The sequence below is a fragment of the Clostridium vitabionis genome, assembly GCF_015351765.1.
Classification (GTDB): Bacteria; Bacillota; Clostridia; order Lachnospirales; family Lachnospiraceae; genus Clostridium_R; species Clostridium_R vitabionis.
The window spans coordinates 164,833-185,512 of sequence record NZ_JADKQA010000004.1 but is presented as its reverse complement, the minus strand read 5'-3'; the positions used below and the strand labels follow the sequence as shown (position 1 = coordinate 185,512).

The window sequence follows — 20,680 nt, the reverse complement described above, 5'->3', positions numbered from 1 at the left end:
CAGGGTTCCTCTTTCAGAACTCTGCCCCTCCGGTTTACTCAACCTTCTCGAGATACTGCTTCGCTACGTAGGCCTCTTTCCCGTTGTAATTGATGATGGCCCACTGGTCATCCTGATCCCCGACATAGCTGACCTTGTCGCCGGCGGCAAGAAGTCCTGCGATATTGGTGTCGTCATCGGTCTTCGGCGTCTTACGGACGCGCACAATCTCGACATCCGCCTTAACCCGATAGCTCGCCGCGGCAGCCTTCGTCTGCGCGGCGGTCTCCGAAGCAGCCTGGGCTGTCGTTTCAGCGCTCTCCGCTGCCGTAGTCTCCGCATCCGCAGCGCTGCTGCCCTCCGCGCTCTCATCCGCAGCGCCGCTCTCCGTGCTCCCGTCTGTGGCACCGCTCTCCGCGCTCTCGCCTGTGGCACCGCTCTCCGTGCTTTCCCCGGCGACACTGCTTGCAGCCGCCGCAGTCTCCGCTGCCGTCCCGGAAATATCCCCCGCGGGCTGCAGCAGCCGGATGATCACCAGAAGAACGATGATGATCGCGATCAGGAGAACCGGCTTAATGACCGCCGACGGGCTGATCGAAGGCCCGGCATTCATCGCTCTCCTCCGGCGGGACGCGGAGCGGTTCGCAGCCAGCCGGCCGCGAAGTGTTTCCCTCTCATCCGCCTGGCGTTCTTCATCCCGACTTTCTTCTTCCTGTCCTTCCTCCGCAGTCATTTCCGATGCAGCATCTCTGCCCTCCGGTACAGCTTCCGCACTTTCGGCCGGCTTTTCCGGCGCAGCCTCCGCACTTTCGGCCGGCTTTTCCGGCGCAGCTTCCGCGCTCCCCGCCGGCGTCTCGTCCGGCGCAGCTTCTGTACTCTCCACTGCGGGCTTATCCGGCATGGCTTCCATGCTCCCCGCGGACGCATTTCCCACCACAGAAATGCCCTCCTTCGCTTCCGCCTTGGAAGTTTCGGAATTTCCGGTGCTTTCGATGTTTTCGGCGCTTTCGGTACTTTCTGGATTTTTGCTATTTTGGGCGGTCTTTTCCGCGGGCGCCTGAGCTTCCCCGGCATCCTTATCGGAAATTTCCGCCAGAAGCTTCTCCGCCCGCTTTGCCCGGCGGATGGCATCCTGCTGCCTGGCCTCGCGCTCAAAGCGGTTATCCCTCTCCGAACGGTCTGCCGCAAGGCGCGCCGACCCTTTTTCCCTCAGCGCATGACGCCCTGTCCCGGCTGCTTGAAGATCATCCATGCCGGGAAAGACCGAAACCTCATCCGCGAGCAACCGGTGAATCTGATTCGCGTTGTAGGCGCTGTTATCATTTTCATGCTTTGCCTTGCTGGCGATCATGCGGATCCGGTTATAGCGCTCATACGCATTTTTATCGAGCACACCGTGATTTTCCAGCTCGTCAATCCGCTCGATCAGGCTGCCGTCCGGGATATCCTCCCGCGCACAGAGGGTATCCACCATGAGTTTCAGCGTCTCCCCCGCGCGGATCATCGCCTCGTGATATTCCTGTCTGCCGATCAGATGCTCTATCTCCTGGACGCCGGACCGGATCATCTCCCGGCTGTCCGGCGAATTGTCTCTTCTTGCGTCTGCCATAGTCCAATCCTCCTGAAACTATAATCATGTTGATTATAATCTATCCGGGCAAAATGTGCACGGCTTTTGCGGGGCTTCGAAAATTTATTCCCTCCACTGAAAAACCTCTTCCGTTCTGTGGGAACATATCGCCGTCTTGATATTTCCGGGCTGTGCGGAACGTAGTCTTAAATTAAACTCAATGAACGATACATAATGTTCCGTTTTTGCATTTTATTAATTGATGTTTCCGCTTTTATGATAGCGTAAAGAACAAGGATGTGGTATCGATGAAGGCTGTATTGGTAAGGCTTCCTGGCATCACGATTCTGAATTTCGAGAATACGGTTCATTGGACGCTCTCTTTCGAAAATCCGAAACGGGATTATTCTGCTAGTATCTTAGGACTGTATGGTCAAAATGATTCCGAAAGATGGCATTAATTGATGCCCAGCAGTATCTGCTTCGTGGAAGTTTGGTGCCGGATAAATTCACGGACTATATTAGTGTGGTAATGCCCTTATAATGGTGTAAATTGAAAAATATAAAGAGCCAAGAGCTCATCTCTTAGGTATAATGAAAAACGGATCAAGGTATCACTCGGTAACATGAGCCCTTTGGAGTACAGACGTAGTCTTGGAATTGCTACTTAGGCAGTCCAAGAAAATGCCCGCACCCCACTATCACAGCTCTTGCTTGCTGCTTATGCTTCCTTTCCGTCATGATCCAAAATTTCTGGAAATAAATCCAAAATATAGTATGACAATATCAGTTCCAGTTCAGACATTCTGTTATTAATCCCGATTCCGGAAATCTCATTGAATTTTGCCAGCCTATACTGGAGCGTGTTGTGATGGATATTTAGTTTTTTACTGGCAGTATTCAACGCTCCGCTTTCCAGATACACGCGTTTGGATTTTGCAAGATCTGATCCGTGATTTTTGTCATACTTAAAAACTCGAACCAGACCATCACTGCAGTAATGACGAATATTGCCTGTCTGTGCAAGATAAAAGACGGCGACATAAATAACGAAATCCCGGAAATGCCAAACTCGGTCTGATCTATTTAATTTTCTTCCAATGTGCAAAACAGCTAATTGTTCTCGAAAAACTTCCGGAAGATCAGTGATCTGTTCAAACGGATCGCTGATTGATGCAGTCAGCCCATAATTCTCGACAATAGAAAGTATGCGATCTTCTTGCAAATTATTATTCCGATATTCTGAGAGTAAATTAAGGTTATTGTGATAAACAAATATTTTGGCCTCAGGAAATAGCAAAGACAGGTGGTTTCGATAAGCCGCCATTGTATTTCTGCCAACATGAGTCAATTTTTTGCCAGATAGAACGGTCAAGACAAAAGAATCTCTTATATTCCAGCCAAAACGAGATGCACGTTGTCGAAAATCTTTTTCGGTATATGAGGTCATTCCATCGAGCAGTTCAGTAATGAGGTTCTCTACTTGCGTGTTGCCGGCAGAATAGTTGTCTTTTTCCAGCATAAATGTCAGAATTTCGGCCAGATAATTCATGATATCAGCATCACCATACTGGAACGGATGTGTATCTTCCACTGCCAGTACCCAACCAAAATACTTTTTATTGACATTTAGCCTACGAATCAATCGATTGTTTTTCTTGTCTGACTGTAAAAGGAAAGCTTCAGGTTCTTGGGCAATCATGTCAAGAACATTATCATAATCATATTTTTCAAAAAGGTCTGGAAGGACATAGCCATAAGTAAATACGCTATGCAGAATTTCATCTTCCATTGCAGACGAGGATATAGAAGAACTGAATAGCACCCTAGTCGTAAAATCCTGCAAGAGAATCGGATTTTGAAGCAAAGAAGAAGCAATCTCCAAAATATCAGCAATGGTTCCCCCGTCCAACATTGCATTACTCAGCGTAAGTTTAGCTGCCGTTACACGCTCAGATGTCTCCATCAAAGAAAGTAAACGAACATATAAATGTGAACTCTTCAACTGAGTTCCACTAAAAGTTCCATTTCAACTTTGGACTCTAAAAAAGTAAGGAAATATGCGGGTTCCAGCCATTGCAGAAATGAATCGGCAGTGGTATATTTAGTGTAACGGTTACACTAAATATTGGAGGAGCCATGTACCTCAATACCACGGTCAAAATACCGGAAATGAAAGGCAAAATCATTTCCAAGAAAAAAGGTGAAACGACGTATATCCTGTACCAGTATGGCAGCGAATACCATCCGGATAAGCAGTACGCTGTCCCTCTGCGGACGATTGTCGGGAAGGTATCCCCAGCGGATTCGTCACTCATGTTTCCAAACGAAAAGTTTCAGGTTTATTTTCCGGATGCCGAGATTCCGGATGTACTCCCGTTTGCATACCGAAGCTGCTGTCTGAAGATCGGCTCGTGTGTCATCATCCGGAAGGTACTCGATGAATATAAACTTGTGCCGATGCTCAGAAAGCGTTTTGGCGATGATACCGGCCTTATACTGGACCTCGTTTCCTATCTGATCGTCGATGAAGAAAACGCCGGACAGTATTATCCTGATTTCGCCTTCACTCATCCCCTCTATTCAGAGAAGATGACGATCTACAGCGATTCCAAGGTCAGCAGGCTTCTGAAATCAATCACGAAAGATCAGTGCATCGGATTTCTGGATGACTGGAATCAGAACCGGGATCACAGGAGCAGGATCTATATCTCCTATGATTCCACCAACAAAAACTGCGAGGCCGGGGATATCGACATCGTTGAATTCGGAAAAGCCAAGGACGATAAAGGCCTTCCGGTATTCAATCTCTCGATCGCTATGGATAAATCCAACCGGGTGCCGCTCTTCTATGAAGAGTATCCTGGTTCTGTTGCGGATGTTTCCCAGCTCACCTTCATGGTCGACAAGGTCATGGAGTATAACTACAAGAAGATCGGTTTCATTCTTGACCGGGGCTATTTTAGTAAGGAAAACATCCAATATATAGATGAGAACGATTATACTTTCATCATCATGTGCAAAGGCTGCAAGGCACTGGTTTCGTCATTGATCCTTGAAAAACAGGGCACTTTTGAAACAAAGCGGGAATCAGCCATTCGTGCTTACAAAGTTTACGGAACAACGACTGCCGCAAAACTCTATGAGGATGATACGAAAGAGAGATACTTCCATATCTTTTATAATCCATCAAGACAGGCTGCCGAGCGTGAGCACCTGGAGCAGAGGATTGAAAAGTTCCGGCAGTTTCTCGACAAACACATCGGAAAAGAAGCAAAATTCGGCAAGACCTATCAGGAATACTTTCATCTGCACTACGACCGGAAGGGACATTTCCAGGGTGCAGATGAAAGAACCGATGTGATCGAGCGGCAGCTGCAGCTCTGCGGATACTTCTGCATCATCACATCCGAGAAGATGACAGCCACTCAGGCATTGGTTCAGTACAAAGGAAGAGATATCTCCGAGAAACTGTTCCGCTCCGACAAGACTTTTATCGGTTCTCAGAGCGAACGGGTCCACTCATCCGAGAGTATGTCGTCCAAGATCTTTCTTGAGTTCATTGCGCTGATCGTCCGCAATCGGATTTACAACCTTCTTAAGGAGCAGATGATCCGATTGGAAACCAGACAGAAGTATATGACAGTTCCGGCAGCGATCCGGGAACTCGAAAAGATCGAGATGGTCCGCCGCAATAACAACACCTATAAACTGGATCATGCAGTTACCAAAACCCAGAAGATTATCCTCAGTTCCTTCGGGCTGGGAGATGCCGATATCCGGAAAAACGCTGAGGAGTACAGCAGACTGTTAAGCGTGGCACAAGCATTCGAGAGTAAGGAGGAACCTGACAATGGCGAGGAAGAAATCGACTGAAAGCATCGATGCTGAAATCAACAAGGTCAAATCCGATATGTCCAGGCTGCAGGACAGATATGATAAACTCGCAGACAAACTTAAGGGACTTCAGGAACAGAAACGGCGGATTGAAGCTGATGTCATCATGGATGCTTACCTCAAGAGCGGCAAGAGTCTTGATGAGATCATGACGTTTCTGAATCCCTGAAGGCGTTTAGTGTAACTTTTTTGCAGAGTTCACAATAAACTGTTGGCTCGCATATTCCGCGAATACAAAATATAATTTTCCGGCAAGTCTTTCTCTGAAATAGCAGTGTTATCTTGAATCAACAGAAAAACAGACGGAGCCAATCTACAGTTGAGACTAAGATAATTTGAGTATTCAGAGATATAGATAGTATCTGCTGAGAATGAAATGGACGCAGCAGATAGCTTACAGATCTGCCGAATCGTTGCATTTCCCGAGACGTCCGGATTCAAATGGACACGCATGGGGGACGGTAATTTTTCTAATAAAGCAGATATTTTCACAGAATTCCACCCCTTTGCAAAAATTTATAAGTGATACATCGAATTAATTTTGCATTTTTAAAATACAAAATATTTTAATCTTAAGTGTCAAGTTACTATGTATTATAAAGAATACTAGATCATTTTAGAACAATTACATCGTCTTTTTTTTGTATTTGCAACACATAGTATATAACACAAGCGAATAGTAATATCTATTATAAGAAAGCAAAACTTTTTTAAAAAAAGGGGGCATTTTTAATGTATCAACAAGAAGTAACCAGTATCTCGCTAACTTTATTTGTTGCTGCCGTATTGGTTCTAGTTACTATTGTCTGTCTGCTGTTTCTGCAAGCAGGATGGAAGCAGGCGAAACATCTCGGTATACCCCAAGAAGAACTCAAGAAAATTGTTGTAAACTGCATTGGTATTAGCCTTGTTCCATCGATCCCAATCGTACTAAGTGTTATCGTGATGGTTCCAGTATTGGGAGTTGCACTGCCTTGGCTTAGAACCTCAGTCATAGGTTCCGCAAACAATGAATTGATTGCTGCAACTATGGCAGTTGAAGCGACCGGCGTGGAATTCACAACTACCGGTATGACGCTGGAAGCTTGGATAAATGCGGCGTGGGCAATGACGATTGGTTGCTCAATCGCGCTGCCTACTGTTCTGATTGTATTGAAGCCTGTGTGCCAAACCTATGATGTATTTCGGAAAAGGGACAACAAATGGATTGGCATTTTCAGTCTGTCTGCACTGGTTACTGTGATTGCAGCTTTTGCAATTAACAATGGAAAACGTGGTGTTATTCCTGCTACAGTAATTATTTCTTGCTTTATATTTTCCTATCTCTGCAATGTGCTTGCAAAGAACCCAAAACTTAAGTGGTTTAAAGATTATGCTTTTCCGCTGACGATCCTATTCGGGCTTATCGTATCAATGATAATTACACCGGTGTTGAGTTAAATTCACAGATAACATAGCTGGAAGGGAGAAACAGAAATGACGGATTTTGAAAAAAAGATGCATCATGACGGAAGGCTTTATGGATGGATTACTTTAGCAGCAATCTGCGCATTCCCGGTGTTTGCCTCGATCCAATTCGGCATCTGGCCTGATTGGGGAATAATCTGGCCGGGTATCCTGACAATGATTATAATGATGGAATCTTATGTTCTGAGTGAAATGATAGCATTTCCACCGATTCTTGGTCCAGGAAGTCTGTACCTTACCTATATTACGGGAAATCTTCAGAATCAGAAAATTCCCTGTGCCCTCTCAGCAATGAGTATTGCTGGAATTGAGGCAGGATCAGAAAAAGCAAACGCTGTTTCTGTTGTTGCCGTCGCAGTTTCCAGTATCACGACGACAATTGTTATCGCGCTTGGCATTATCCTAATGGCGCCGCTTACGCCAATTCTAAATTCCGCGGTATTAGCACCAGCTTTTAATAATGTCGTTCCTGCAATTTTCGGAGCATTAGCTGGCTTGTGGATGCTGAAACAGGTTAAGGTTTCTGCGGTGGCAATGATTGTCTGCCTTGTTGCCATCTTAGTTCTGAAAATTAATCTGCAGTGGGTTCTGCTCGGAGGCATCGCTGTTACCGTGGTTTTGTCACGGATAATGTACAAATCTGGATTGTTAAAAAATTAAACACACTGCAATAAACTCAGTTCCCTATTAAAAATAATTGACTAGAGTGATCGTAAATGGAAATGAAGAGAGTATGAGTTGAGTAATCTCTTGAAAGGAAACGTGGTGATATGGAATTATTGTTTAAAAAAATTAATGTAATAGATGTCAAGAGGAGAGAGATTTTGCCAGATACGGATGTCCTTGTTCGTGATGGTCGAATCTCCGCGGTCGGGAAAGATATCTTGGATCATGCAGATACGGTGGTTGATGGTTGCGGCCTATATCTGACTCCAGGAATTATTGATATGCATGTGCACAGTACATGGGATGGCAGTGCCATTTCAGAAGATCTGGATGAAATGTATGGATCATATCAGGCATTTCTGCGTAGCGTGCTGAATGTAGAAGCAACATTAAAGCATGGAGTAACTACCATCCGCGAAGTTGGTAGCCCGCACGATATTTCGGTAGAAACTGCCTGGGCAATGGAACATGGATATATTAAAGGATGCCGAATCATCCCATGCGGATCTGCAATTCAGAGTATCTATGGGCATGTACCGTCTATCGGAACAATCGCAAATACCAAGGACGAGTTGCTCTACGCAATCCGCGCTAAGAAGGCACTGTTTGTGAAAAAAGGGATTCGGTGTCAATGGATCAAGATTATGGATACTGGAGGAGCGGCTGGACTGGAGGATATCGGTCCAAGCATGTATGACCTAGATCAGCTATCATTTATTGTGCATGAAGCCCATCGTTTACACATGAAAGTTGCGGTACATGCAGTTTCACAAGAGGGAATTATTGAATGCATTAGAGCTGGGATCGACACAATTGAACATGGACCAGACATCCCAGATGAATATCTAGATATGATGAAAGAAAAGAATCTTACACTGGTTCCAACTCTTGCAATATATAAGCTCCTTAGCGAGGGAAAAGGGGTGCTAAGTGATTTCATGGTTAATCGATCTTTGCTCGTGACTCAGCAACAGCGAAGTACTTTCGCAAGAGCCAGAGCAAAAGGTGTCAGAATCGCACTAGGAACAGATGCAGGATCGCCACTGTTTGGACCACATCCGGTTGCCTTCAAAGAAATGACTGTCATGGAAGAATATGGTATGCCGGCGGATGAAATCATTACGTCTGCGACAGAAACAGCAGCAGAAGTTCTCGGTATTGATAATGAGATCGGGTCGATTGAGGCAGGTAAGCTTGCTGATTTTGATGTCCTTAGCGAAAATCCTTATAAAAAAATCACTGCATTCACTGAAAATCTGGTTTCTGTTTACCTAGGCGGAGAACTAATTCATTAAGTATGTGGTATTCTCGTTGTTGTTATTATTAAGCGAATAATCTGGGGCATGTTCACTTGGGCAAACCCCAGATTTAATTTTTAATGCGCGTCAGAAGCATAGTCTCGTTGATTTTTACATGCCGAGCACGGATGGGAAAGAACTGGATAAGGACGTAAGCGAAAATGCTAACTGCCACTACAGTGATCCTGGTAACTTTCTTTTTCGGTTGCAATCACCTTCGGATCGTGTTAGAATCATTTTTGTTGGGAGTATAGCTCAGCCGGGAGAGCGTCCGCCTCACACGCGGGAGGTCACGGGTTCGAGCCCCGTTGCGCCCACTACTTTAGAATTGCCGCTTAACCGTATCGAAATAGCTCGGTTAAACGGCTTTCTTTTTTGCTCACAGGAATCGGGCAAATATATTTGCCGACGCCACGGTCAGCATACCCGCCACCACAATGGAGAGACTGGCCATAGCGCCTTCGATTTCCCCGATCTTCATCGCCTCGGCGGTGCCTACCGCGTGGGCGGCGGTGCCGATCGCCACGCCCTTTGCTACCGGCTCCGTGATATGAAACAGCCGGAGAAAGGTTTCCGCAAAAATCCCGCCCAGAACCCCGGTGATGACGATGGCTGCCACGGTGATTGCGGAATTTCCGCCCATCTCCGCGCACAGGCCGACGCCAATCGCGGTCGTGATCGACTTCGGGAGCAGGGTGACAAACATCGTGTGGTCGAAATGGAAGGCGGCGGCAAAGATCAGGATCGTCACCATGCAGGTGAGAACGCCCGCAAGGACGCCGAGGACAATCGCCCTTCCATTCTTTTTCAGGATGGAAAATTCATCATAGAGCGGTACGGCGAGGCAGACCGTCGCCGGCGTCATCAGGTAGTTGAAAATGCTCATCCCGCGGTTATAATCCGCATAATCGATCCGAAAGAGAATCACCACGACGATCGCCCCCGCGATCGCGACCAGGAGCGGATTAAACAACGGCATCCGGAATCTTCGCTTCAGCTCAATGCCGAGCAGATAAAACGCCACGGAGGCGAACATTCCGAAAAAAGAGGAACTCTTCAGGAAATCATCCATCATTTTTCTTCCTTTCGATCCCTGCGGACAAGCCACTGCGTAACACTGCCCGAAACACCGAATACCGCGGCTGTGGAGACCACCAGGGCGGCAAGAAATGCCGGAAAAATCGGCCTCAGCACATCCCAGGAGTCGACCAGCCCGACCGCCGGCGCGATGAACATCATCGGCATCGTCTCAATCAGAAAAGTGCTGACCTCCCGGATCTGGTCCGTGCGGAAAAGCCCGCTGTGCAGGCACAGCAGCATCAGGAGAATGCCGTAGATGCTCGCCGGAACCGGCAGCGGAACTACCGCGTGGAGAATTTCCCCCACGAAGGATATCGCCAGGATAATTTCAAACTGCCTCACATACTTCATGCTGACCTCCAAGTCTTCTTGGCTGCGAATTTTAACGTAATCTTAACATAAGAAGAGCCAGGTGAAATGTATATTTCCAAAAACATTGTAACTGTTCAGCCCAGCATCGCGGGAATTTCCCCCTATTTTCATCTTCCGCCTTCCTTATCTATGATCTATGCGTTATGATAGAAGGCAGTATGGCAAACCAAGCATAAGATAAGGAAGTAGTAATGAAAAAATTCACAGCAGCTATCGTTCCCGCCGTCCTGCTGACAGCTGCCCTTCTCTCCGGATGCTCGCAGAAAACGCCGGCCACGGAGAATACGGGGGCAGCCAAGTCGATTCAGCTCGTCGAGGAGGGAACCATCGGGACAGACACTTATCTCGACTATTCCGCGCTCACCGGCGCGGAGAAAGGCGCGGAGAGCGCCCGCCTCTCCCTGAAAGGAAAGACCCGGAAGGAAGTCTTAAGCACGCTCTCCGCGGTCTACACCTGGAATCTTGGCCTCTCCTACGGGGAGGAGACGATCGCCATCGACGACCCGATCAAGCCGGCGGTGGAAAAGCTTCTGGACACGGTGATTTCCAGCGAGGGCGGGAAGACTTCGTCCGGAACCACGGCGGACTATGTGCTGGAGCTGCCGGATTTCACTGATGCTGCAAAAAAAGCTGCGGCAGAAGCCGGGGAAAAATGGAACAAGGCTGCGGAACCCGGCGTACTGACCGGCTATGACGCCGCCACGGGGAAATTCTCCTTCGGCGATCCGGTTCCCGGATTCACCGTGGACACGGATGGGACGCAGAAGGCGCTGATGAGCGCTTATGCGAACCATGCTTTTAACCAGGCCGTTGACGCCGTAGGTTCCGCGGAGGCCGCTTCCGGCACCATGGAAGCCCAGTACCGGATCATCGGCTCCTACACCACCAAAACCACGGCAAATGCGACGCGAAACAAGAATGTCGCCCTCGCCTCGGCAGCCATCAACGGCATGATCCTGCAGCCCGGGGAAGAATTTTCCTTCAATGACCGGGTCGGCGAGCGCACAACTGCCAAGGGATACGGCAAAGCGGCTGCCTACCAGAACGGCGAGGTCGTCCAGGAAACCGGCGGCGGTGTCTGCCAGGTTTCCACGACACTCTACAACGCTGTATTTTCCGCCGGACTCACCACCACGCTGCGCCAGTCACACACCTTTGAACCCAGCTATGTGACCCCGGGCCGGGATGCCACCGTATCCTGGGGCGGTCCCAATTATAAATTTGTCAATTCCTCAGATTACCCGATCTGCATCCTGGAGAGCTATTCCAACCGCACGGTGACCGCACAGATTTACGGCGTTCCGGTACTGGCAGACGGTGTCACGCAGGACATGGAATGTGTAAACCGGGGAAACCGGGTATGGGATGTCTATAAGGTTGTGTCCCGGAACGGCCAGGTGACGGAGCGGACGCTGGATCATACCGCAAGGTATAAGTCCCACGATACCGCAAAGCCGGCAAAGCCCGCGGAGACAGCCGCGCCGGCAAAGCCCGCGGAGTCCACAGCCCCGGCACAGGTGCCTGAGACCCCGCCGCCGACTCAGGCTCCGGAAACAGAACCCCAGACGAAGGCACCGGAGACCAAGGCGCCTTCCGGCCCTGCCTCCGACACGGCACCTGCCGCGGAGCCCAAGGGTCCCGGCGCAGAGGCGGCGCAGTCCGCATCCTGATCACATTCTCTCGGAAAGCGAGGCGGGGATACCTTGAAATCCTTTCTGATTGCATTTACGGCGGTCATGCCGTTTCTCACGTATCTGACGCTGGGCTATGTGCTGAACCACCGCACTGCCCTCGTCGATACGCCGTTCCTGAACAGGCTGAACAAGCTGGTCTTCCGGGTATTTTTTCCCGCGCTGATGTTCTGGAACATGGTCAAAATTGACCGCGGTACGGTTTTTGATTTCCGTTTTATCGGCATCTGCGCCGGCAGCGTGATCGCGGTGATCATTTTCCTGACCATCCTGATCCCCCGGATTATCTCGGAAAATCCGAAGCGGAGCGTCATCATCCAGGCGCTCTACCGGGGCAATTTTGTCCTCTACTGCCTGCCCCTGACGGAAAGTGTATTCGGAGAGAAAGGCGGCACTGTCGCATCCATGCTGATCGCCGTGATCGTGCCGATCTACAACGCGAGCGGTGTCCTTCTTCTGGAAATGTTCCGCGGCGGAAAGATCAAGCCGCTCCAGCTGATTGTAAATATTTTCAAAAACCCGCTGATTGCCGGTGCCCTGACCGGGTTCGTCTTCTTCCTGCTGCGGATCCCGATTCCCACCGGCCTGCAGGTGCCGATCCGCAATGTTGCCGCAATGACAACGCCCCTGGCGCTCATCGTTCTCGGCGGCACCCTGGAGTTCCGCGCCATCGGCAAGAACCTCCGCTACCTGGTTCCCTGCATAGCCATCCGGCTGCTCATCGAGCCGGTCATCGCCTCGGTGCTTCTCCTCACGGTGCTTCACCTGGATCCCATCGAGCGCTTTGTCTACCTCCTCCTCTGGTCCACGCCGGTCGCAACCTCCGTCTTCGCCATGGCACAGAACATGGAAGGTGACGGGGAACTCGCAGGCCAGTTCATCGTGCTCAGCACGGTGCTCTCCATCGGAACCCTGTTCCTGATCATTTTCAGCTACTCCGCCTTAGGCCTTCTCGGGTAAGCTCCGGGATTCTCCTGGCACAAGCCCCCGGGCACAACCCCTGCCGGATCTTCCGGCGGGCACTGTGTCCGGGGGAATTTTGTGCCGCCGGGGCGGTGAAGGCCGGTGACTGGCCATCAGTCGGGGATAGGGGCACAAAATCGTCTGCAGGCAGCCGTTTTATGTCCCTATCCCTGGCAGATGCCGAACAGAGACAAGAAAAGGTTTGCATTTTGCGCAAAGACCCCGTATAATAAGAAAATCAACACGCATTAAAGCTTTAACGCTTTTTATTTAGAAAGTGAGTGACCTCCAATGAGAGACCTTGAGGAAATCCGCAGCGACATCGCCGCCTGTGACGACGAAATCCTGATGCAGCTTGAACACCGCATGAACTGCATCAATGAGATCATTACCTATAAAAAGATTCACGGCATCCCGATTCTCCAGCAGAAGCAGGAGGAAAAGCAGCAGGCACGGCTGCGCACCCTCGCCGACGGCAATACTTATGAAAATGAGATCCTCCATATTTTCTCCGCCATCACCGAGATGAGCAAGCACGTCCAGGCCAAGGCGCTGATCCACGGAAATATCGCCCTGATCGGCTTCATGGGCACCGGAAAATCTTCTGTCTGCCGCCTGCTGAAGGACATGCTGGCGATGGACAGCGTGGACAGCGACGATGTTGTGGTCAAGAACGCCGGAATGAGCATCAACGATATCTTCGCGAAATACGGGGAAGAACACTTCCGCGACCTTGAAACCGAGGCGCTCGCCAGCTTCGCCTCCTTCAAGCAGACGGTCATCGCCTGCGGCGGGGGAACTGTCCTCCGCCAGAAGAATGTGGATATTCTCCGGACACACAGCCGGATCGTCCTCCTGACCGCCAGCCCGGAGACCATCCTGGAACGCTTAAAGGACGATGATTCCCGCCCGATGCTCCGCGGCCGAAAGACCGTCGAGGGCATTTCCGAGCTGATGAATAAACGGGATGCCATCTATAAGGCCGCCGCCGATGTCATCGTGAATACCGATGGAAAGAGCATTCTTGAGGTCTGTGAGGAAATCATCACCAAGCCGATCGCATTCAATGCGAGAAGCTGAATATTCTGGCAGCCGTCCAGAATGACTTTTCCATGAAAAAGCCTGTCAGGACAGGAGCTGACGCTCCGCCCTGACAGGCTTTTATGTGTGCATTTTTCGTTCCCGCCGTACTATTTCTTTTCCCGCTCTGTTTCCGCGCTGCCAAAATGCTCCAGGGTATGGCGCACAAATCTTGACGCAAGGCTTCTTCCCTTTGCCGATTCCTTCGGCACAACAAGCACCAGGTCACGGGTGAGCGCCGGCCTCACCTCCACAGAGACCAGATCCCCTCGGCTTGCCGCAACCTGGGTAGAAAACATGCTGATGCCAAATCCCGCTTTCACCATGCTCATCAGCGTGCTGACATCCCCGCACTCGAAGACGATGTCCGGTTCCAGGTTCCGGCTGGCAAACATGCTTCGGATCATGGCGTTCAGGCTGTTCGCCTTATCGAGAATCACCAGCTTTTCTCCCGCAAGCTGCTCCCAGGTGAGCGATTCCTGCCGTGCGAAAGGATGATCGGGATTCACAACCGCACGGTAGACATCCTTCCGCAGGGTATAGCGCTCATTCCCACGCAAATCACAGCGGTCGAGATTCGATGTTCCCAGCACCGCGGATTCAATCCTCGCCACAAAAGCCATGTCAATCTGCCCATCTTTTAAAAGATCGAGTAGCTGCCAGGTTGTCGCCTTCCGGACCTCAACGTCCACATCGCCTCTCGGGAAGAGATTGAGGAAGCTGCCGATCGTTTCTGAGAGATCGCTGCTCCCGATGCTCTCCACAACGCCGATCACGATGCGCCCGTTCTCCCGATACCAGCGGATCGCCTGCTGCATCTTCTCGTAATCCTCACAGAGCTTCTGCGCGTGAGCCGAGAATTCCTGGCCGGCGAGCGTCATTTTGACATTCCGGCGGCTGCGGTCAAAAAGCCGTACTCCAAGCTCATCCTCCAGGCGGCTGATCTGCTTGGAAAGAGCCGACTGGGATAGTGAGAGCTCATCCGCAGCGGCGGTAAAACTCTTCTTTTTCTCGATCATCCTGAAACACTCAAGTTGAAAAAAATTCATATAAACCCCCGCGGCAACCCACTCCGTCTGATTATTCCATTTTTTCATTATAATTATTAATTTCGGAATAGTATTCCGAAACCGTCTCATGTTTTCTGCTGTTGGGGAAACCTATTCTTCGGAAGTCTTCTAGCATTCCAAAAATCATTCGGTATTTTCGCGTTTATTTAGTAGATTATAAATAAACCAAGCGACCCCATGATAATGCACTGAAGCAGAGAATGTCAAATCCCTGCCTGCACTGCAGACCATTTTCCAGAAAGGAACTGGCCGATGAAACCTTATGACCTGATTGTCGCCGGGGGCGGCACCGCAGGCGCTCTGAGCGCAATCGCAGCGGCGAGGTGCGGCCTCCGCACCGCCGTCATCGAGCGAAGCAGCTGCCTCGGCGGCAACATGACTATCTCCGGGCTCACGGAAATGAATGCACCGACTTTCCATGGGCAGCCCATCTACCGAGGCATCGAGGCGGAGATCATGAATACCATGATCCGCTCGGGAGATGCTGCTCTGTATACCGAGGTTCCGTTTTCCTCCAATCCATCCGTGAAAGTGGACCGCCTGCGCTACAACCCCGAAATCCTGAAAATCCTGCTTGACCGCATGGCCGCTGATGCCGGTGTGGAGATCCGTTACTTCGCGGAGATCCAGAATGCGGAAAAGGAGGCGCTGGCTCCCGACAGTGTCCGTCTTACGGTGCGGGATAATTTCGGAACGTCCGAGGTTTTCACCGCACGCTACCTCATTGATGCCACAGGAAGCGCCGCCGCGATCCGTATGCTCGGTGGGGAGACCACACGCGCTGAGGTGGGGAAAACCATGATCAACACGCTGATGTTCCGCCTGTCGGGCATTGAGCAGAACGCGCTGGATGCTTTCGTGCACAGCGCCGCACTGTCCGAGACCATCCAGCTTGGCATGAGGGAAGGTGTCCTCTACGGAAAAATCCTGGCCTTCACGCCGATCCCCGGGACAAAAGATGTCAGCGTAAACGTCACTCGGATCAACGAGGATTTTGAAGATCCTATCGGGATGAGCCGGGCGGTTACCGAGGCAAGGGCGCAGATTCTCCCGATCCTTCAATTTATCCGTGCCCGCGTACCCGGCCTTGAACACGCCGCCCTCGCCGGAATTGCCCCGATCCTCGGTGTTCGTGATTCCCGGACAATCCGGGGCAGTTACTGCCTCGGCATCGATGATCTTGAGCACATGACGGAATTTGAGGATAGCATTGCCCAGGGCTGTTATCCTGTTGATATTCACGATCCCGCGACAGGCGGAGTGACCTTCCAGGTTCTTCCGGGCGTCTACCACATTCCTTACCGCAGCTTGATCCCCGCTGGCCTGCACCGGACTCTCGCCGCCGGCAAGATTCTCTGCTGCGACCGCAAAGCATACGGCGCCGTCCGCGTCATGCCGATCATGATGAACGTCGGAGAATCAGCCGGATATGCCGCCGCCTGCGCCGCCCAGAATCATCTGGATCTCGACCGCATCCCAGCCGCCACCCTGCAAGCTTTTCTCAAAAAAAAGTATAGCTGCCCGCCATCCGATCCCCCGGCCGGCTGACCCGCAGCAAGATTACGGAAAAGGAGCAAAAAATTATGAGCAAAAAAAATGTCATCACCATCATTTCCCTCTGCCTGGTCTTCTTTTTCGGCCTCATCCCGGCGCCAGCTGGAATGAGCCAGCTGGGCATGAGTGTCATCGGTATTTTCGCCGGAACGCTTCTCCTCTGGAACTGTGTTGGCATTGACTGGCCCAGCTTTCTGGTTATGGCTGTCCTCGTCCTCTACGGGATCATGAAACCCGGAGATGTCTTCAAGGCCGGCTACGGCAATGCCACGATTGCCTTCCTTCTCTGCTTCTTCATGATGAGCTATGTTCTCTCCCAGGTTGGCTTCTCCCGCCGCCTCGCCATCATGTTCTTCACGAACAAGTTCGCGCAGAAAAGCCCATGGGCATTCGTTTTCATGTTTCTTTTCGGAGCGATGTTTGTCGCTTCCTTCATGTCACAGACCGCAGCCTTGCTGATCTTTCTTCCAATCGCGGAACAAATTTTCCAGGAGCTCAATTTTCACAAGGGTGACCGCTTCCCTCAGATGATGGTTCTCGGCCTGGGATTTGCTGTTGGCATCGGCTCGGCAAACACACCGCTCGGCCATGCGATCATCCTGATTCCGCTCCAGTTACTCACTGAACAGACTGGGGAGACCGTCAATATCGTCAACTACTCGATTTTCGGATTTGTGACCGGCATTCTCATTTTCCTGGTTCTCATGCTGATCTTCCGTTTCCTCTACCGCCCCGACCTGAGCCGCCTTGTCGGCTACGATGTCCGGAAAATGCGTGCAGAGCTCAAGCCGATGAGCCGTCAGGAAAAAATCGCTTCCTCGATGTTCCTCGTCATCATGATCATTTGGTTCCTCCAGGGCAGCCTGAAGAATGTCCTTCCGGCGGCCGGTGCCTGGCTCAGCGGCCTGGGCAATGCCGTCCCGGTTATGCTCGCGATCGTTCTTCTCTGCCTGATCCATGTCGACGGGAAACCGATCATGGATTACAGGGATGCCGCAAAAAACGGTGTCCCGTGGGCTGCGCTGATCTTCAACGCCGCTGTCCTCGTCGTCTCCAGCTCCCTGACCCTGGAATCTGTCGGATTGTCGCAATTCCTCACAGAAAAAGTCACCCCTCTCGTTACCGGCATGAGCGCTATGGTATTTATCGTCACAGTTTCTGTGCTCTGCGTCATCCTGACGAACTTCGCGTCAAACACCGTGTGCGCGACCATCTTCTTCACCATCTCCTGCCCGATTGCCATGGCGATGGGAAATGTCAGCCTGATGGCTCTCGCCTGCATGATTGGAGCTGCTGCCTCCTACGCGTACGCCACTCCGTCCGCGACCATGCCGATGGCCGTTGTCGCCGGCACTGGATGGGTAAATAATACCGACATGCTGAAATACGGCGGGCTGATGGCTATTCTCTCCGCAGTCATCCTGGCGCTGGTTGGCTATCCGCTGGCAGCGGCACTGCTCTGATCCCTCCTTGGAAATGTAAATCTTTCCGTTTCAGACCGAAAAAAGGACTTCCCGTCAAAACACTGGGAAGTCCTTTTTGCTTTTGCGTATGTAACCGTTCAGCACATGCGGGGTCTGAACGACGACTTGAACATTTACCCGGAGAAATATTTCTCCCGCACGATATCTACCGGCATCTCCCGGCCTGTCCAGATCTTGAAGGATGCCGCTCCCTGATAGAGCAGCATATACATGCCATTGAACGTGGAAAGGCCGCTCTCCCGCGCCATCCGGAGGAGCTCGGTTTCCCTGGGCTCGTAGATCACATCGGAAACCACGAGTCCCTCATGGAAATATCCCGCGTCCGGAATCAGGCAGCCCGGGATCTTCGCCATGCCAACCGGGGTTGTGTTGAGCAGAATATCTGCCTTCTGCACGGCATCCCGCAGGCGATCCTGATCCGACAGGTCATGCAGCTCCACCCGGCAGGCGGTCTCCGCATTGATCTTCTCCACCATCTCCTCCACACGCGGCCAGAACTTGTCCCTCGCGTTGAAGAGATCGATATGCTTCACCCCATCAATCGCCGCAGTGACGAGGATACTCGTTCCTGCGCCGCCTGCGCCGAGCTGCACCATAGTTTTTCCCACCGGGTCATGGCCGGCAAATCGCGCGCTCTCCATCCAGCCCACGCCGTCGGTAGTTGTCCCGTAGAGGACGCCGTCCTCATTTTTCACAGTATTGCATGCTCCGCAGATCTCACTGGCCTTGCTGACCTTGTCACAAAGCTCTTTCATCCGGTTTTTGTGGGGCATCGTAATGTTCCAGCCGCGGATGCCCAGTTTCCGCATCCCCTCGACCGCATCCTCCAAGTCCTCCGGCTTCACATCGAATGCCACATAGCGGCTGTCGATCCCCAGCTGGGCAAATGCCTCATTGTGCATCGCCGGGCTGATGCTGTGGGCGACCGGATCGCCGATAAGACAGTAAAGCTGTGTATGTCCGCTGATCGGAATTTCTGTCATTTTTCAAGACCTCCTCTTTTCCATCCTGTCTCCTGCCGGGGCAATCCCCTCTCCGGCTTCCGCAGCGGGAAGCACCCGCAGGGCGGAATCTCTCGCCCGCTCAGAGCGCGTCGTGCAGTATTTTCATCGCATCCTTGAGCTTCTCCACCGGAATCTGTCCCGGCGCGGAAACCTGCCCGACAGCCCCGAAGGTCATGCTGCTGCCGAACTCCTCGCCGGCAATCCGGGTGATGACGCCCAGCGGCCCCATGCTCATGGTAATGATCGGCCGGTCCGCGTATTTCTCCGCCATCTCCCTGGTTGCATCCAGGAGAACCAGCACATCCGCGCGGGAATTGGCCATCACGGCAAGCTTCGGGATGTCCGCACCCAGCTCCTGGATCTTCCGCAGCCGGTACAGGAGATCCGCCCGATCCGGCGTCCCGCCGAAATCATGGTTCGAGCCGACAACAGCGGCGCCCGCAGAGTGGATGTTCGCAATATTTTCCCGGACTATCTCATCGCCGGAAAATGCCTCCACATCGACCGCCTGCACGCTCCCGCTCTCCGCCATCGCCTTATTCAGGGCGGTGTAGGCCTCCGGATCAATGGCCTTCTCCCCGCCTTCCTTTTTTGTCCGGAAAGTAAACAGAATGGGAACCTCGCCCAGAACCCTCCTGAGCGCTTTTCCTGTCTCCACAACCGCCGGAATATCGAAGACATCATCATAAAAATCTACGCGCCACTCTACAACATCCATGGCGTAATTCCGGAGTTCCTCGCCCTTGGCGAGGATTCCCTCGCGCGTCGCCGCCACGATCGGCACGATCACCTTCGGGCTCCCCGCACCAACCTCCACCTTGCCCAGTCTGACTGTCCGCACAGCGCTACCTCCTGTATATTCTGGTATTTCCTGAAGTTATATTGAACCAGCTTTTGCTGTGGCATTATTATACCATTGAAACACAAGGAAAACGAGAAGAAGGAGAAGAAAATTTTGTCCGCTCAGCATTCAGTCATCCTATCTTGACAAATGTTGTATACTGGATTTACCGGAGGGATACCATCTGCCTCCCTCCGAACTGTCAACCTTGTTTCCCATAGGAGGTAACCCCTTGAGTATCTTTGATAAATTTTATTCCAGCAAAAAGGATCAGCAGGCTGACGCGGCTGCCGAAGCCCAGGGCGGGGATGACGCCATCCGCAGTGACGGCACAATGACCTCGGAGGAAGTGGACGCGCTCCGCAAAAAGCCCATCACCTCGGACATGATCGTCGGGGACATCATCACACTTCATCCGGAAGCGGCCGATCTTCTCATGCAGTGCGGCATGGGCTGCATCAGCTGCCCCGCGTCGCTCATGGAATCCCTGGCGGACGCCTGCATGGTGCATGCACTGAACGGTGAGGAAGTCACCGAGTACCTGAACGAATCGCTGAACCTTGCCTGAGTTCTGAAATGGAGAGTTGCTGTCCGCTTGCAGCATCCCCGTTTTCCCTGACGTAGCTTTCTCCATTGACTCAAATTTTTCAAAAAATAACCTCCC

18 protein-coding genes, 1 tRNA gene and 1 pseudogene are annotated in these 20,680 nt (G+C 51.5%); 13 read left to right on the top strand and 7 right to left on the bottom strand.

The genetic code is table 11. From position 1 onward, the window contains the following. Nucleotides 1-34: 34 nt before the first annotated feature. The gene (locus ISF27_RS09285) at nucleotides 35-1,588 is read right to left on the bottom strand and encodes an SH3 domain-containing protein (protein ID WP_194611214.1); all 1,554 of its coding nucleotides are present in this window, start codon (nucleotides 1,586-1,588) and stop codon (nucleotides 35-37) included. A 551-nt stretch (nucleotides 1,589-2,139) separates the two neighbouring features. Between ISF27_RS09285 and ISF27_RS13540 the strand changes: the two are divergent. Further along, nucleotides 2,140-2,220 (top strand): annotated as a pseudogene (locus ISF27_RS13540) (IS3 family transposase); the annotation flags it as partial. Nucleotides 2,221-2,270: 50 nt separating this feature from the next. Here ISF27_RS13540 and ISF27_RS09280 read toward each other — a convergent pair. Further along, nucleotides 2,271-3,515: a PucR family transcriptional regulator gene (locus ISF27_RS09280; protein WP_235986237.1), complete on the bottom strand. Its 1,245-nt coding sequence runs from the start codon at nucleotides 3,513-3,515 to the stop codon at nucleotides 2,271-2,273. Between the two features lie 206 nt (nucleotides 3,516-3,721). On the opposite strand from ISF27_RS09280, the gene ISF27_RS09275 reads away from it, so the two are divergent. The 6 genes from ISF27_RS09275 to ISF27_RS09250 all read left to right on the top strand — a co-directional run bounded on the left by ISF27_RS09275 (nucleotide 3,722) and on the right by ISF27_RS09250 (nucleotide 9,194). Then, on the top strand, nucleotides 3,722-5,425 hold the full coding sequence (locus ISF27_RS09275) for an IS1634 family transposase (protein WP_235986045.1): 1,704 nt from the start codon (nucleotides 3,722-3,724) through the stop codon (nucleotides 5,423-5,425). Beyond that, nucleotides 5,403-5,615 (top strand): hypothetical protein, encoded by a 213-nt coding sequence (locus ISF27_RS09270; protein ID WP_194610096.1) that lies wholly within the window; start codon nucleotides 5,403-5,405, stop codon nucleotides 5,613-5,615. Before ISF27_RS09275 ends, ISF27_RS09270 begins: the two co-directional genes overlap by 23 nt. Before the next feature lie 563 nt (nucleotides 5,616-6,178). Further along, the gene (locus ISF27_RS09265) at nucleotides 6,179-6,886 is read left to right on the top strand and encodes a DUF5058 family protein (protein ID WP_194611212.1); all 708 of its coding nucleotides are present in this window, start codon (nucleotides 6,179-6,181) and stop codon (nucleotides 6,884-6,886) included. Nucleotides 6,887-6,922: 36 nt separating this feature from the next. Continuing rightward, on the top strand, nucleotides 6,923-7,573 hold the full coding sequence (locus tag ISF27_RS09260; protein WP_194611211.1) for a hypothetical protein: 651 nt from the start codon (nucleotides 6,923-6,925) through the stop codon (nucleotides 7,571-7,573). A gap of 110 nt (nucleotides 7,574-7,683) precedes the next feature. Further along, nucleotides 7,684-8,874 carry an amidohydrolase family protein gene (locus ISF27_RS09255; protein ID WP_194611210.1) on the top strand — a complete coding sequence of 397 codons (1,191 nt, stop codon included), beginning with the start codon at nucleotides 7,684-7,686 and terminating at the stop codon, nucleotides 8,872-8,874. Between the two features lie 247 nt (nucleotides 8,875-9,121). Further along, a tRNA-Val gene (locus ISF27_RS09250) sits at nucleotides 9,122-9,194 on the top strand. A gap of 62 nt (nucleotides 9,195-9,256) precedes the next feature. Here ISF27_RS09250 and ISF27_RS09245 read toward each other — a convergent pair. Both ISF27_RS09245 and ISF27_RS09240 read right to left on the bottom strand, forming a co-directional pair. Further along, the gene (locus tag ISF27_RS09245; RefSeq protein ID WP_328701578.1) at nucleotides 9,257-9,952 is read right to left on the bottom strand and encodes an LrgB family protein; all 696 of its coding nucleotides are present in this window, start codon (nucleotides 9,950-9,952) and stop codon (nucleotides 9,257-9,259) included. Further along, nucleotides 9,949-10,308 (bottom strand): CidA/LrgA family protein, encoded by a 360-nt coding sequence (locus ISF27_RS09240; protein WP_194611209.1) that lies wholly within the window; start codon nucleotides 10,306-10,308, stop codon nucleotides 9,949-9,951. The genes ISF27_RS09245 and ISF27_RS09240 overlap by 4 nt, the downstream gene beginning before the upstream one ends. 212 nt (nucleotides 10,309-10,520) lie before the next feature. Here ISF27_RS09240 and ISF27_RS09235 point away from each other — a divergent pair, with 212 nt between their 5' ends. The 3 genes from ISF27_RS09235 to ISF27_RS09225 all read left to right on the top strand — a co-directional run bounded on the left by ISF27_RS09235 (nucleotide 10,521) and on the right by ISF27_RS09225 (nucleotide 14,063). After that, nucleotides 10,521-11,999, top strand: coding sequence for a VanW family protein (locus tag ISF27_RS09235; RefSeq protein WP_194611208.1), 1,479 nt, complete (start codon nucleotides 10,521-10,523; stop codon nucleotides 11,997-11,999). A 33-nt stretch (nucleotides 12,000-12,032) separates the two neighbouring features. Further along, entirely contained in the window at nucleotides 12,033-12,980 is a 948-nt protein-coding gene (locus ISF27_RS09230) for an AEC family transporter (protein WP_194611207.1), read from the top strand. 294 nt (nucleotides 12,981-13,274) lie between these two features. After that, entirely contained in the window at nucleotides 13,275-14,063 is a 789-nt protein-coding gene (locus ISF27_RS09225; RefSeq protein ID WP_194611206.1) for a shikimate kinase, read from the top strand. A gap of 110 nt (nucleotides 14,064-14,173) precedes the next feature. Here the strand turns inward: ISF27_RS09225 and ISF27_RS09220 are convergent, their stop codons facing one another. Next, nucleotides 14,174-15,112 carry a LysR family transcriptional regulator gene (locus ISF27_RS09220; protein ID WP_268904257.1) on the bottom strand — a complete coding sequence of 313 codons (939 nt, stop codon included), beginning with the start codon at nucleotides 15,110-15,112 and terminating at the stop codon, nucleotides 14,174-14,176. A gap of 273 nt (nucleotides 15,113-15,385) precedes the next feature. Between ISF27_RS09220 and ISF27_RS09215 the strand changes: the two genes are divergently transcribed. Then, nucleotides 15,386-16,681 (top strand): FAD-dependent oxidoreductase, encoded by a 1,296-nt coding sequence (locus tag ISF27_RS09215; protein WP_194611204.1) that lies wholly within the window; start codon nucleotides 15,386-15,388, stop codon nucleotides 16,679-16,681. A 35-nt stretch (nucleotides 16,682-16,716) separates the two neighbouring features. Then, the gene (locus ISF27_RS09210; protein ID WP_194611203.1) at nucleotides 16,717-18,150 is read left to right on the top strand and encodes an SLC13 family permease; all 1,434 of its coding nucleotides are present in this window, start codon (nucleotides 16,717-16,719) and stop codon (nucleotides 18,148-18,150) included. A gap of 134 nt (nucleotides 18,151-18,284) precedes the next feature. Here ISF27_RS09210 and aroE read toward each other — a convergent pair whose 3' ends face one another. Together aroE and aroD are read right to left on the bottom strand one after the other, a co-directional pair. Continuing rightward, entirely contained in the window at nucleotides 18,285-19,154 is an 870-nt protein-coding gene (aroE, locus tag ISF27_RS09205; protein ID WP_194611202.1) for a shikimate dehydrogenase, read from the bottom strand. Between the two features lie 100 nt (nucleotides 19,155-19,254). Continuing rightward, on the bottom strand, nucleotides 19,255-20,016 hold the full coding sequence (gene aroD / locus ISF27_RS09200) for a type I 3-dehydroquinate dehydratase (protein WP_194611201.1): 762 nt from the start codon (nucleotides 20,014-20,016) through the stop codon (nucleotides 19,255-19,257). A gap of 232 nt (nucleotides 20,017-20,248) precedes the next feature. Between aroD and ISF27_RS09195 the strand changes: the two genes are divergently transcribed. Continuing rightward, a complete protein-coding gene (locus tag ISF27_RS09195; RefSeq protein ID WP_235986214.1) occupies nucleotides 20,249-20,584 on the top strand; it encodes a DUF1858 domain-containing protein in 336 nt (111 codons plus the stop codon). The last annotated feature ends 96 nt before the right edge of the window (nucleotides 20,585-20,680 follow it).